Here is a 13,672-nt window from a genome sequence, read left to right on the forward strand (position 1 = left end):
AATTTCTTAAGCTTTACGCTATTATACGGCTGCCTTTTTTCTGTAAAAAATGTATTTTAGATAACAGTAATTATGGCAATTGATGCACACTAAAACTTCAACTATGTTTGTAACTGCATTTAATCAACCTGATTTATCAAGTTGATTAATTTGACTAATAATGAATTATCGACTTTTTAACTTTTTTTTGCAGTTAAATAACAAAACGATCGCACTGCTACAAATTTGCTTTAGTAATTATATAGAGTAGCAACGCAACTTCAAAACTTTTTTGGCAATAAACTATATTACTAAAATTAGAGCGCGTTCACCGATCGCTCTAAGCGGATGAAGGATAAAATTGTGCGAGCGATATTATGTTTAATGATTGTATGGAAATCTTGATGAGTGTTGACCCAAGTATATCTGAGGCTTCCATTAAAGGGAATTTAGAGCAATTTCTGATTGTTTTATCCGTATCACTGTCTGTAGCTACAATTTCTCGGATTTTCAGCTGGTTTAGGCAGATTCCCTATACTCTGTTGTTAGTAATTGTCGGACTAGCTTTGGCTTTTGTCGATATTCGTCTGGTCAATCTTTCTCCAGAACTAATTCTAGAAATTTTTCTACCTCCTTTGTTGTTTGAAGCAGCCTGGAATATTCGCTGGCGCAGTCTTAAAAATAGTTTATTGCCTGTTAGTTTATTTGCTATTGTCGGTGTGGTAATTTCCGTGTTGGGTGTAGCTTATGCTCTTAGTACCTTGACCGATTTAACTTTACCTACTGCTTTATTAGTGGGTGCTAGCTTGGCAGCAACCGATCCCGTTTCGGTAGTGGCATTGTTTCGAGAATTGGGTGCTAGCAAACGCCTGACTATTGTGATGGAAGGAGAAAGTTTATTTAACGATGGTGTGGCAGTAGTCGCTTTTTTGTTATTGGTAGATATTCCTTTAGGTAACAGCGAGTTTGCTCTCTCTACCACCATCGTTCGCTTTCTTACCTTTGTCGGCATCGGCTTGGGAATTGGTAGTATTATTGGCTTTGGAATTTCCTATCTCACTCAAAGGTTCGATCTACCGCTAGTAGAACAATCTTTAACCTTGGTTTCTGCTTATGGAACTTATCTCATTACCGAAGAACTTGGCGGTTCTGGAGTTATTGGCGTAGTTACAGTTGGAGTGATTTTGGGTAACTTTGGTTCGCGTATCGGTATGAACCCACGGACGCGGCTATTAGTTTCGGAATTTTGGGACTTTTTAGCTTTCTTTGTCAACTCAATTGTCTTTTTGTTGATCGGCGACCAGATAAATTTTACCCGTTTAAAAGATAATGTAGATCTAATTATCGTGGCGATCGCTGCGGTTTTATTGACCAGAATTATCGTCATTTTTGGTTTGGGTAGCTTGAGTAATTTATTCGCCAAAACCAAAATTAACTGGCGCGAACAAACTGTGCTTTGGTGGGGTGGTTTGAGGGGTTCGGTATCTATTGCGGTTGCCCTTAGCGTTCCTGTTGTTTTGAGCGGCAGAGAAGAAATTATCGACACCGTTTTTGGCGTAGTTTTATTTACTCTATTAGTTCAAGGCTTAACTACTCAATGGCTTTTAGGTGCTTTAAATTTGGTAGGAGATCAACCTTTACGTCAAGAATATTCAGAATTATTAGCTAGAAAAGTTGCTTTAGGTAGAGTTCTCGATTATTTAGCCAGTAACGACCTTGCAGACGGTATCGATCCCGAATACTATCGCTATCAACAAGGATTAGTTAAGGGACAACTACAAAATATTGAAAGCAAAATCGAGCAAATGCAAAAGGAAAATAATAATTTGCGATCGCTTAGTATCGAGCAGTTACAGGAACAACTATTAGATATAGAAGCCGATACTTATGCTGAGTTTATTCGCGCTGGTAAATTAAACAGCAATCTTTCTCCAGTTCTGCAAGAAATAATTGCCAAAGCTGGAGATACTTAAAGGCAAAACAAAGTTTAAAGCGATACGACTGTATTATTGTTTTAGCAGGCGATCGCTTTGGCACGTTTGGTAATTTCAATAAATATGTATTGTTTCTATGACCGATTCTGATAATTCTGAATTAATTGCTACTGCTCAGAAAGCATATAACTATTTTAGTCATGGTTTGGCAACTGGTTCGTGGACGGATTTTTTAGCTATGTTGAGTGACGACTTTACCTTTTCTTTTCCGATCGAACCGTTTAAAGGAAAAAATGTAGGAAGAGAAAAAGCCGCTCAATTTTTTTACTATGTATCGGAGAAAGTTTTTTCAAATGGCTTGTTTTTAACTTTAGAACGAATTACTAGCAATGAAACGACAGTAGTTTTTGAAGTCCGCTCTTCTGGTTTGATGTTTGGAGAACCATATCAAAATCAAGTCGCCATTTCTTTTGATGTCAGAGGCGATCGCATTTGTGGATATCGTGAATATCTTGGTGTTATTTATCAAAGTAATAGAGCGAAATGAGTTACCGAGGTTGTAGTTTTTCGATTGCACTTTTTTAAAATAGTAATAACTACTTATTCGGCAACTCAAACAATTAATTAAACTAGAGCAAATAAAGCTATAAAAGTAAATAAGCAAACTCCTGCTAATAACAATAAGACAATTGATTGATAGGGAGCGTGATTAGTTTGCTCTAAATACTGATTCACTTTTTGGTCTTTTTCTTCAGGATGCCAAACCATGCTTTTCATAGTTTTTACCTCAAAAAATAGAGAAGACAAACTTATATACTCTAACTGTAAAATACAAGAAATAATAAATAAAATTTTTACTGTATTTTTTTTATATAATTAAAATTTTCTCAATTTTATGTATTAAAAGTTAAACAATTTTTATTAACTTTTGCTGGGACTTAATGTAAATTTTGTCTGAAAACGCTCGAACGAGCAGAGTTACCAACTAAAACAGAAAATTCGCTAAAATTTTTTTTACAGCTTTATTACTTCGCAGATCGTGAATCAAACTACAGTCAACTTTGCAGACATTAAATTAGAAACACCTACTATAGAAAAAGTCAAAGCAGAGTATACATCTATTCATACTGCCTTAGAGCGATCGCAAAATCGCCTTGAAAGAGAACGTGCTTTGCAACAATGGGATAGCTTACGCCGTTATCTCGACAGTTGGAGTGCCTTGACTGCTTTGCATTTCAATCAGGATACTCGCAATCTAGCTTATAAAGAAGCACAGGAATATAGTGACGAACTTCAACCAAAGTTAACTGCTTTAGCAGTTGAGATGAAGCGAAAGTTACTGAACAGCGAACATCGCGCTGAATTGGAAGCTATTTGTGGCAAACACGCTTTTAGTTTGTGGGAAGCCGACATTACTACTTTTGAACCAGCGATCGAAGCAGATTTAGTTGAAGAAGCCAAGTTAGTTAGTCAGTATGTAGAACTTTTAGCTTCAGCAGAAATTGAGTTTGCAGGGAAAACTCTCAATTTGTCTGAAATTACTAAATATACCGAGGATCGCGATCGCCACACTCGTTATTTAGCAGAACAAGCACGTTGGCAGTTTTTTAACCAGCATCAGGCTAAATTTGACAGTACTTACGATCGCTTGGTTAAATTACGTCACCAAATGGCACGCAAACTCGGCTATGACAACTATATTGGTTTGGGCTACAAGCAGATGCAGCGCGTTGACTATACAGAAGTCGAGGTTAAAAACTACCGCGATGAAGTTGTTAGAGAAGTAGTGCCTCTAGCTAGTAAAATTATCGATCAAAAAACAGAAACGCTTGGTATAGATAAAGCTTATTTCTGGGATGAGTCTGTTTTCGATTTGCAGGGAAATCCCCAACCTCATGGAGAACATGACTGGATGTTAGGACAAGCACGACAGATGTTTGAGGAAATGCACCCAGAGTTAGGAAATTTCTTTAACACGATGGTAGATGCCAACCTGCTCGATCTTAAAGCTCGACCTGGGAAAACTGGTGGTGGTTTTTGTACTAGTTTCGATCGCTATAGCGTCCCCTATATTTTTGCCAATTTTAACGGTACTAAAGGGGACGTAGAAGTATTTACCCACGAAATGGGTCATGCTTTTCAATACTGGCAGAGTCGCCACTTACCGTTAATAGATTATCTGTGGGCGACTTCAGAAACTAGTGAAATTCACTCGATGAGTTTAGAATTTCTAACGCGATCGCAAATGGCTAAGTTTTTCGATGGCGATGCAGAACGTTTCTGTCAAAGTCATTTAACCGATTCAATTCTCTTTTTGCCTTATGGTTGCGCGGTGGATCATTTTCAACATTTGGTTTACGCTAACTCAGAAGCCACGCCAAAAGAGAGAAATCAAATGTGGCAAGAATTAGAAGCGCGTTACTTACCCTGGCGCGAATACGGCGATCTAGCTCATCCCAAACAAGGCGGACTTTGGCAAGCCAAGCAACACATCTATTGCTATCCCTTTTACTACATTGACTATACTTTGGCTTTGTGTTGCGCTATGCAGTTCTGGGTTAAAGCCGAATCAGACTATGAAGCTACTTTAGAAGAATACATCGCTCTCTGTCAGCGCGGTGGCAAAGCACCCTTTCAAACCTTAGTTAAATCGGCAAATTTAGTCTCGCCCTTTCAATCTGGTTGTCTAGCTAAAGTCGTCGAGCGATCGCGTCAGGTTTTAGATTTATAGACAACAACTTTTAAAAGCAATTCAAATTAAATGCCAACCTTAACTATGACGATACAATTTCGCATTCTTTTTTGGTCACCTCATGGCGATAGCGAAACATTTCCTTGAGTCGTGAATCTACCCACCAGCCTAATAGTAACTCCGCTAGCCAGCCTCCAGGTATTTCATAAGCGATCGCGTCGGTCAATATAGTTTTATCGCCTTCAGAGGTAAACTGGTGGCGATGTTGCCAAGACTGCATCGGACCTTCAATTTGGATATCGGTGAATAAACAATTGGGTTGACATTCTGTATGTTTGGCGACCCATTTAATAGGAACAAAGCCGAGATTTAAACGAAATTCGCTTATTGCGCCAACGTTCAATCCTCCTTCATGACGTACTACTGTAACTGGTTGCCAAGGCGGAGTCAAAATATCGAGAATATCTTGACGTTCGTGAAATTGCCATACGGCTTCTATAGGTGCGTCGATCGCACTAGAATATTCAAAATGCAGCATAAAAGTTAATTATACTCTCATAAATGTCTCTTACTCCTTGGCGATCGCTTCTGGCTCGCGCACTCCATCGCAATCGTTCCCAACCTCATTGTCGTTACCTACAGCTAGCAACCATTACTCCTGAAGGCTATCCTGCCAATCGCACGGTAGTATTTCGAGGTTTTTTAGACAACACCAACGACCTCAAAATTGTTGTAGACTCTCGTAGTAAAAAAATTAGAGATATTCAACATTTGCCCCATAGCGAAGGCTGCTGGTACTTTACCAAAACTCGCGAGCAGTTTCGTCTTACGGGTAGTTTGAATCTAGTGACTGCCGAATCTACCGATAAAGAGTTACAGACAGCGCGTCAGACAACCTGGCATAATTTATCTGAAGCGGCGCGATCGCAGTTTTCCTGGCCTCATCCAGAGAAACAGAGGGCAGACAAAGAAGCTTTTACCGTAGATGTTCCCGACGAGAATATACCTTTAAATAATTTTTGTTTGCTGTTATTAATTCCTACTAAAGTAGACCACTTAGAACTACGTGGCGAACCTCAAAGCCGTACCTTATATTATTTGCACGACGGAAGTTGGTCGATTCGAGCGGTAAATCCCTAGTCCCATTCGCCTAAAAATTCTTTAATTTCTTTATCTCTAAGCAGACAGCTATTATTCGATTGATAACAAGGTTCTAATTCATTTTCCTCTAGTTGCGATTTAGCTGCCGTAACCAAACTCTGATGCGATTGAGATTTTCTCAGTTGCCGTACTTCTGCTTCTAACGACTCGATGCGGTCTACCAAACTGCGGATAACTGCTGCTTCAGAATCGGGTAAATTACCGTGTTCTAGAGGATCGACTTTGACTCCAGAACGATAGATCACTCTGCCAGGAATACCGACTACGGTGCAGTTAGAGGGTACGTCTTTTAAAACCACAGACCCCGCCCCAATACGAACGTCGTTACCTATTTGAATATTGCCTAAAACTTTAGCTCCTCCACCAACTACGACATTTTCGCCCAGAGTTGGATGACGTTTGCCCGACTCTTTTCCCGTTCCACCAAGGGTAACTCCCTGATAGATTATGGTGTAGTCTCCCACAATTGCCGTTTCGCCAATTACTACACCCATGCCGTGATCGATAAATACTCCTTCACCTATTTGCGCCCCTGGATGAATTTCAATACCCGTAAGGAAGCGAGCCAGATGCGAAATAAATCGTGGGAAAAAAGGGATGCCAATGCAGTACAACCAGTGAGCAAAACGATGCAAAAACAAAGCGTGCAAACCTGGATAGCAGACTAAAACTTCTAGCCAGTTACGTGCTGCTGGGTCGCGTTTGAAAACAATACGAAAGTCTGCGATCGCCTGAGAGAACATGGAGTATTATCTAAAGATTCAACGATTCTTATTTTATCGTTCTCTAGCAATTTCAGAAATCTAACTTATGAAGTGAAATCCACACTGCTACTGTCGGTCTTTCTCTTTCTTTAGTCTATCGATAGCTGCCATTTTCAAGCCAATAATATCGATAAATAATCAGGCAATGGAATGTAAAAAACTCCATTGCTCGGTCTACAGTATATATTTTTATATTAAACTTAAAAAATAAAAATACCCCCAAGGGAATTTGAATCCCTGTCGCCTCCGTGAAAGGGAGGTGTCCTAGGCCACTAGACGATGGGGGCTAGTAAAGTTGTAGTTGGTCAAAAAAACCAGCAACGTTTTTAAATATATCTATTATTTAAGCGTCTGTCAATACTTTTTCGAGCAAAATATTTTCAACCTAGTTTAGTAAATTCCCCGTTGCCACTGTTTGAGACGCTGTTGCGCGATCGGATCTAAGGTATTGAACAAAAAACGCCGCGAAGATTTTTTTGAGGTTTGTTTTCTTTTCTTGGTTTGGTAAGCTGCTGCCGCTACTTCTCCTGCTAACACTCTTGCCGAGCGCCATTCAGCACCATAACCGACTACGGTTAACTGCTGGGCGCGATCGCTCGTTGCCACAATCAAACGCGAACATGGTTGTTGGTACTTATTTCTTTGAAAAGCAGCACAAAACTTTTCTATATATGTATCGGCTGTCTCGGCATAGCCCGTATAATGAACCGACAACAAAGAACTATATTCTTCACTCGTGCGAGGGTTCTTTTGATAGTGTGCGTCAAAAACTATTTTAGTGCGGTAAGTAACTACCGCAGCATAATTAATTAAATGTTCGATTAGGCGATCGCGGGCTACTTCTAGACCGTCGCGATCGCGGCTTTTTTTTAAGTCTGACCAATGACCGATAATGTTATAGCCATCTACCAGTAGTAGTGCCTGATAAGGGGAGGAAAGCATTTTAGGAATTTGTTCTCGAACGGGGGCAATTTATTTATTTTTACCATTTTAAGCAAAATTCTTAACAAAAATTTAAATTAAGCACTTATTTATTTTTGTTCGTTAGCTGCTGTTTGAGTATTTGGGGTTCTCCTTTAGCGGCAACTTTGCCCCCCTCTAATAGAAATGCACCATCACAATAATCTAATTCTTCTAAGCGATGAGTTACCCATAGAGCAGTTAAATTGCGTTCTCGCACCAAACCCTTTACTTGTTTGACTAGTTCTAGCTGGGTATCTGGATCTAATAAAGCAGTGGGTTCGTCAAACAAAATAACCTCGCAGTGACGAGCGATCTCTCCTGCAATGGCAATGCGCTGTTTCTGACCGCCGCTCAAAGCGTAGATGGGTCGGCGTTCTAGTCCTACTAAATTAACAGCACTTAAAGCTTCTTTTACACGCTCTCGTACGAGAGTCAGGGACAAATTTTCTTTGACCAAACCAAAAGCAATATCTGCACCTACCGTAGGCATTACCAATTGATGATCGGGATTTTGAAAGACAAAACCTACTGGAGAACGAACGGCGATCGTTCCCGAGTCGGCATTCAAAAGGCTACCTATCAATCTCAGTAAGGTAGATTTGCCACTACCATTGTTGCCTAACAACATCCAGAATTGTCCTTCAGGAACTTGTAGAGAGCAAGAGTTAAGGACAGGAGCGTTAGCCGCCCAGCTAAAGCATAATTCTCTTACATCAATAGCCAGCGACTCATCCAGTTTTGAGGTCGTCGATTGGTTCATTCCTGAATTGCAGCAAAGAAACCAGGTACTCGTCCTTCAGCCATGCTGCCTGACTTTTTATTGACGCTTACCGCACAAATACGATTGGTTTTGATGGTAACTTTTTTGTCTTCTTCTTTCTCACAGGTAAGCTCGAATAATTTTGCATCCTCCGAACGCATTGCTTCTAGAAGAGCTTGATATAAACTTTCTGCTGCGTCGGCTTCTTTACGCTGTACCGAAACAGGTAAGGGAATATCTTGCAAAATAACGTCAATACTAAACATAAATTCTCCAGATCGATTTCAATAGTTAAATTATCTTTCAGTTTTGCTAAAATCCCAACCTTTCTACCCAAGAGTGATAGAAAAACTTTAGTAAGTTTTAAGATTTACTCTGGAAATTATTAAAAATTTCTTATAGTATATAAATATAAAGAAAAGTAAATTTTTCTCACAATTACCTTACTATACAAATTACCGAACAATTTGCTACCAAAGATGAGTAGTAAGGCTGTAATAATTTTAAACACTTTAGCTACTATATTCGGAGAATTAAAAATATGACAATAGCAGTAGGACGCGCCCCAGCGTCGCGAGGATGGTTTGACATCATCGACGACTGGCTCAAGCGCGATCGCTTCGTCTTCGTCGGGTGGTCGGGAATTCTATTATTTCCCTGCGCCTACATGGCATTAGGCGGCTGGCTGACAGGAACCACTTTCGTGACCTCCTGGTACACTCACGGTCTAGCCAGTTCCTACCTCGAAGGCTGTAACTTTTTAACCGTAGCCGTATCCACTCCGGCAGACAGCATGGGACACTCCCTATTATTCTTATGGGGACCTGAAGCCAACTGGAGCTTTGCCCGTTGGTGTCAAGTCGGCGGCTTGTGGACATTTGTGGCACTACATGGAGCCTTCGCACTGATAGGCTTTATGCTGCGTCAGTTTGAAATTTCGCGCTTAGTAGGAATCAGACCCTACAACGCCATCGCCTTTAGCGCCCCAATCGCCGTATTCGTCTCGGTCTTCTTACTCTATCCATTAGGACAATCGAGCTGGTTCTTCGCACCCAGCTTTGGAGTAGCAGGAATCTTCCGCTTTATTCTGTTCGTACAAGGATTCCACAACTTCACCCTCAACCCATTCCACATGATGGGAGTAGCAGGAGTGTTGGGAGGAGCCTTACTCTGTGCGATCCACGGAGCGACAGTGGAAAACACCCTGTTTGAAGATGGAGACGGTTCTAACACCTTTAGAGCCTTCGAGCCGACTCAGTCAGAAGAAACCTACAGTATGGTAACGGCAAACAGATTCTGGTCGCAGATATTTGGCATTGCCTTTTCCAACAAACGCTGGCTACACTTCTTCATGCTGTTCGTACCGGTAACGGGACTATGGATGGCGAGTATCGGCATCATCGGCATCGCCCTCAACCTCAGAGCCTATGACTTTGTCTCTCAAGAGTTGAGAGCGGCAGAAGACCCAGAATTTGAAACTTTCTATACGAAAAACATTCTGCTCAATGAAGGTCTAAGAGCATGGATGGCAAAACAAGACCAACCACATCAAAGATTTGAATTCCCAGAGGAGGTACTACCACGTGGTAACGCTCTCTAAAATTTGAAATTTGGTTTGAAAATATAGCCTAACAAGGCTGTTGCCTCTCTTCTCAGGAAGAGGGGCTTATTTTTCAATTAAAATCAGAATGGTAAACACTAAGATCTCGATTTATAACAGAAAAAATAGATTGATAGTCGATTGCTAACAAAAAATTCAAAAATAGTTGAATACTTGAAGACCTCTAGTTTTGGTAAGATGAAACCAAAACATATTATAGACCGCTTTTAAAACAGGATAAACAGTTAGTTGTGCCAAAGCCAAAAGCCGGCATTATTTATAATGATATCAAGCCTATAGCTTGCAAAGTTGCCACAGAAATTCAAGCTAAATTAGTCGATTGCGGTTGGGAAACATTTATGGCTACAGGAGCGGGAGGTATACTAGAGTACTCTACGCCTGGCAGTCCAGTTTGCCATACTCGAATCGAGCAATTGACTCCGTCCAACTTCGACCACGATTTGGAATTTGCTATTGTCTTAGGCGGTGACGGAACAGTTTTATCTGCATTTCGGCAACTCGCTCCCTGTGGAATTCCTTTATTGACCGTCAACACGGGACACATGGGATTTCTTACCGAGACTTACCTCAATCATCTACCTCAGGCGTTAGAAAAACTGCTCGAACGGGACTATGAAATTGAAGAGCGGTCTATGCTCGCGGTAAAAGTATTTCGTAACCAAGCTTTATTGTGGGAAGCTTTGAGCTTGAATGAAATGGTCTTACACCGCGAACCTTTGACCAGCATGTGTCATTTTGAGATTCAAATTGGCAGCCACGCTCCTGTAGATATTGCTGCCGATGGAGTTATTATTTCTACTCCTACAGGGTCTACAGCTTACTCTCTTAGCGCGGGTGGTCCTGTGGTAACGCCAGAAGTTCCCGTGTTACAGCTAGCACCAATTTGCCCTCATTCTCTGGCATCTCGTACTTTAGTATTTAGCGATCGCGAACCTGTTAATGTATTCCCGGCTACCTCCTACCGTATGGTAATGGTAGTAGATGGCAATGGAGGTTGTTACATTTTGCCCGATGACCGCATCAATATTGAAAAGTCAATCTACAAAGCTCGCTTTATTCGCCTGCAACCGCAAGAATTTTTCCGAATTCTTAGGGAAAAATTGGGTTGGGGTTTGCCTCATATAGCCAAACCAACTTCCGTGGAACTTCCTTAGTTAATAATTAGTCAGAGCAAAACATTAAGAGTAGAAAAAACCCTATATGGTTACTAGTGAGATGGCAACCGATACTAATGCAGCTATTTTATTGCTAACAGATAGTATGTTTGCTCGTCAGGCAAGTATGGATTTGCAGGCGGCGGGTTATTCTACGGCAATTGAAAGAGTAGAAAAAGGCTGGCAACAATTGAGCGAGCTAAATCCAGCTATGGTAGTTTTAGACAAATCTTGGACTGGTAAGTCTGGGCTGAATTTTTGCCATCAGTTAAGAAGTTCGGGTACTCGCATTCCCATACTAATGCTAATCGAGCGAGAGACAATAGAAGAACGAGTAGCCTGTTTGGAGGCAGGTGCAGACGATTATTTGTTAAAGCCTTATAAAAAAGAAGCATTATTAGAGTTGGTTTATCTTTATTTACAGCCTGCAACAGAGGTTAAAGAACAGTTGCGTTTTGGTAAGCTAGTTTTGGATTTGAGTACCAGGCAAGCAATTAGAAATGGTTCGGCTATCGATCTAACCATGAAAGAGTTTGAGCTACTTAAATATTTAATGTCTAATCCAGGTAAAGTACTGTCAAGGGATGAAATTATTGAAAATGTATGGGGCTATGACTATCAAGGCGAATCAAACGTAATTGAAGTTTATATCCGCTATTTAAGGCTCAAAATTGAAACTAAAGAGCAAAAGCGATTGATTCAAACTGTTAGAGGAGTTGGCTACGTACTTAGAGAACCATAATAAATAGTCAAATAGCAGTTGGAAATTTTAGTTTTTTTATAGTAGATTCTATCAGGTGACAGAGTCGCAATTCGATTAAAAAGTATTATGTTTTTTATACTTAGCTAAATTACGTAGATTTACTGAGGAATTTATGTCATTGTAAAGAATCATATTGGGGCTAGACACTGTTTGAAATAAAAATGTAATATAAATAGTGACAAATGAGAACTTTTGTGATCTCAAACACTGACAATTTCCAATTTTTTTCTAACAATTGTCAATACTGTATTTATATGGCAGTTTCAAATCTAGCTTTAGTAGCTGGGTAACAATTCCTTCCTTTAATAAACATAACATATTACAAATTAAAAATATCTATTAAAATGAAACCTACTATATATGCCAAATTTATTAAGTTTTTGACAGAAGAATTAGCCATACCAATAGATTCTATTGAAGTCGTGCAGCGTACTGTAGAACAAAACCATGCTCCTATACCCATGATTTTGTGGCAGTATGGTTTAGTAACATTAGAAGAACTAGATCGAATCTATGATTGGTTAGAAGGTAAAACTAAAACAGATATTAGCTATTAGTTAAAACAAAAGTAGTTGCTGCCAATTGCCAAACTAAAAATCGTTCAAGTAAGACACGAACAAAAATCAAACCCTTAAAAGTCGACGGCGCAAATAATCTAAAGCATTACAAGCACTAAAATGACGCACTAAGTCACGACTTCGGCGATCGCCAAAACGGTGTTCGATACTTTCTACTTTGCCTTCTGGAGTAGCAAAGCCAATATATACCAACCCTACAGGTTTGTTTTCCGTACCGCCTCCAGGACCAGCTACCCCCGTAATACTAATTCCCCAATCAGAAGATAAAGTTTGTTTGACTCCCAAAGCCATTTGCTCGGCAACAGTGGCACTAACCGCCCCTTTTTGGTTCAAATCTTTGGTATTGACCTTCAATAGATTAACTTTTACTTCATTGGCGTAGGCAATAATTCCCCCCAAAAAATAATTCGAACTTCCGGGTGTAGCAGTAATCATTTCTCCCAAACCTCCGCCAGTACAAGATTCGGCAACGCTAATAGTCTGTCCTGCTTCAGACAACAGTTTGCCTACTACCGAAGCCAAAGTATCTTCATCGCTGCCAAAATAATCTGCTCCAGCAATTTCTCGAACTTGAGCTGCTACAGGTTCGATTAGCGCGATCGCTTCAGCTTCGGTTTGGGCTTTGGCTGAAATTCGCAAGCGTACCTCACCTTTACCAGCATAAGGAGCTACAGTTGGATTATCCGACTCAAATAAATAAGCGACTTTTTCGGCGAGAGCCGATTCACCAATACCGCGAAAACGCAGCATCTGGCTATAAATAGTATTTTTTCCCCAGCCTTGACTTTTGAGAAACGGAACGGCAGTTTCCTGCCACATACGTCGCATTTCCGAAGGTACTCCTGGAAAAGTCAAAATAGTTAAATTGGATTGAGGTTGCCAAATAATACCTGGGGCAGTTCCTGTAGGATTGGGCAGCGTTTTGGCACCAACGGGAACTAATGCTTGTTTGCGATTGCTGGGGGACATTTTACGCCCGATTTGAGCAAACTTTTTCTCGATGTCGGCAACTATTACTGCATTTTCTACTAATTTAGCGTCAAATACAGCAGCAATCGTGGCTGTTGTCAAGTCGTCAGGAGTAGGACCCAATCCGCCAGTAAAAATTAAAATTGAAGCGCGTTGAGTAGCAGTTTCAATGACCTTTCGCAAGCGCGATACATTATCTCCGACTACGGTTTGATAATAGTGAGGAATACCCAGACTAGCTAACTCTAATGCCAAATACTGACAGTTAGTATTAAGAATATCGCCCAACAATAGCTCTGTACCTACACAAATAATCTCTGCACTCATTACCAAA

General features: G+C 40.4%; 15 protein-coding genes and 1 tRNA gene. 8 read left to right on the top strand and 8 right to left on the bottom strand.

Going from position 1 to position 13,672, the window contains the following annotated elements:
- Window positions 1-383: 383 nt before the first annotated feature.
- Complete coding sequence (locus KV40_RS16000; protein WP_036483879.1) at window positions 384-1,952, top strand: sodium:proton antiporter; 1,569 nt, start codon at window positions 384-386, stop codon at window positions 1,950-1,952.
- 97 nt (window positions 1,953-2,049) lie between these two features.
- Window positions 2,050-2,460: a nuclear transport factor 2 family protein gene (locus tag KV40_RS16005; RefSeq protein WP_036483502.1), complete on the top strand. Its 411-nt coding sequence runs from the start codon at window positions 2,050-2,052 to the stop codon at window positions 2,458-2,460.
- A gap of 77 nt (window positions 2,461-2,537) precedes the next feature.
- Here the strand turns inward: KV40_RS16005 and KV40_RS35775 are convergent, their stop codons facing one another.
- The gene (locus KV40_RS35775) at window positions 2,538-2,690 is read right to left on the bottom strand and encodes a hypothetical protein (RefSeq protein ID WP_172657298.1); all 153 of its coding nucleotides are present in this window, start codon (window positions 2,688-2,690) and stop codon (window positions 2,538-2,540) included.
- Between the two features lie 262 nt (window positions 2,691-2,952).
- On the opposite strand from KV40_RS35775, the gene KV40_RS16010 reads away from it, so the two are divergent.
- Window positions 2,953-4,644: a M3 family oligoendopeptidase gene (locus KV40_RS16010; RefSeq protein WP_052055686.1), complete on the top strand. Its 1,692-nt coding sequence runs from the start codon at window positions 2,953-2,955 to the stop codon at window positions 4,642-4,644.
- A 43-nt stretch (window positions 4,645-4,687) separates the two neighbouring features.
- Here the strand turns inward: KV40_RS16010 and KV40_RS16015 are convergent, their stop codons facing one another.
- A complete protein-coding gene (locus tag KV40_RS16015) occupies window positions 4,688-5,143 on the bottom strand; it encodes an SRPBCC family protein (RefSeq protein WP_036483505.1) in 456 nt (151 codons plus the stop codon).
- Window positions 5,144-5,166: 23 nt separating this feature from the next.
- Here KV40_RS16015 and KV40_RS16020 point away from each other — a divergent pair, with 23 nt between their 5' ends.
- A complete protein-coding gene (locus tag KV40_RS16020; RefSeq protein WP_036483508.1) occupies window positions 5,167-5,745 on the top strand; it encodes an Npun_F5749 family FMN-dependent PPOX-type flavoprotein in 579 nt (192 codons plus the stop codon).
- On the opposite strand, the gene cysE is transcribed toward KV40_RS16020, so the two are convergent.
- From cysE to KV40_RS16045, 5 genes are all read right to left on the bottom strand, one after another.
- On the bottom strand, window positions 5,742-6,509 hold the full coding sequence (gene cysE, locus KV40_RS16025; RefSeq protein WP_036483511.1) for a serine O-acetyltransferase: 768 nt from the start codon (window positions 6,507-6,509) through the stop codon (window positions 5,742-5,744). The genes KV40_RS16020 and cysE overlap by 4 nt on opposite strands.
- A 235-nt stretch (window positions 6,510-6,744) precedes the next feature.
- Window positions 6,745-6,817: transfer RNA gene (locus tag KV40_RS16030), tRNA-Glu, on the bottom strand.
- A 103-nt stretch (window positions 6,818-6,920) separates the two neighbouring features.
- The gene (locus KV40_RS16035) at window positions 6,921-7,472 is read right to left on the bottom strand and encodes an NYN domain-containing protein (RefSeq protein WP_036483513.1); all 552 of its coding nucleotides are present in this window, start codon (window positions 7,470-7,472) and stop codon (window positions 6,921-6,923) included.
- Window positions 7,473-7,557: 85 nt separating this feature from the next.
- The gene (locus KV40_RS16040; RefSeq protein WP_036483515.1) at window positions 7,558-8,253 is read right to left on the bottom strand and encodes an energy-coupling factor ABC transporter ATP-binding protein; all 696 of its coding nucleotides are present in this window, start codon (window positions 8,251-8,253) and stop codon (window positions 7,558-7,560) included.
- Window positions 8,250-8,519: a hypothetical protein gene (locus KV40_RS16045; protein WP_036483518.1), complete on the bottom strand. Its 270-nt coding sequence runs from the start codon at window positions 8,517-8,519 to the stop codon at window positions 8,250-8,252. Before KV40_RS16045 ends, KV40_RS16040 begins: the two co-directional genes overlap by 4 nt.
- 275 nt (window positions 8,520-8,794) lie before the next feature.
- Between KV40_RS16045 and psbD the strand changes: the two genes are divergently transcribed.
- From psbD to KV40_RS16065, 4 genes are all read left to right on the top strand, one after another.
- Window positions 8,795-9,853 (top strand): photosystem II D2 protein (photosystem q(a) protein), encoded by a 1,059-nt coding sequence (gene psbD, locus KV40_RS16050; protein ID WP_036481215.1) that lies wholly within the window; start codon window positions 8,795-8,797, stop codon window positions 9,851-9,853.
- Between the two features lie 251 nt (window positions 9,854-10,104).
- Window positions 10,105-11,028 (top strand): NAD(+) kinase, encoded by a 924-nt coding sequence (locus KV40_RS16055; RefSeq protein ID WP_036483521.1) that lies wholly within the window; start codon window positions 10,105-10,107, stop codon window positions 11,026-11,028.
- Between the two features lie 46 nt (window positions 11,029-11,074).
- Window positions 11,075-11,770, top strand: coding sequence for a response regulator transcription factor NblR (gene nblR, locus KV40_RS16060; protein WP_036483524.1), 696 nt, complete (start codon window positions 11,075-11,077; stop codon window positions 11,768-11,770).
- Between the two features lie 365 nt (window positions 11,771-12,135).
- The gene (locus KV40_RS16065; protein WP_036483526.1) at window positions 12,136-12,348 is read left to right on the top strand and encodes a DUF2949 domain-containing protein; all 213 of its coding nucleotides are present in this window, start codon (window positions 12,136-12,138) and stop codon (window positions 12,346-12,348) included.
- 66 nt (window positions 12,349-12,414) lie between these two features.
- On the opposite strand, the gene KV40_RS16070 is transcribed toward KV40_RS16065, so the two are convergent.
- Window positions 12,415-13,665 (bottom strand): competence/damage-inducible protein A, encoded by a 1,251-nt coding sequence (locus KV40_RS16070; protein ID WP_036483527.1) that lies wholly within the window; start codon window positions 13,663-13,665, stop codon window positions 12,415-12,417.
- Between the last annotated feature and the right edge of the window lie 7 nt (window positions 13,666-13,672).

The sequence above is a fragment of the Myxosarcina sp. GI1 genome, assembly GCF_000756305.1.
In the GTDB taxonomy this organism is placed as follows: Bacteria; Cyanobacteriota; Cyanobacteriia; order Cyanobacteriales; family Xenococcaceae; genus Myxosarcina.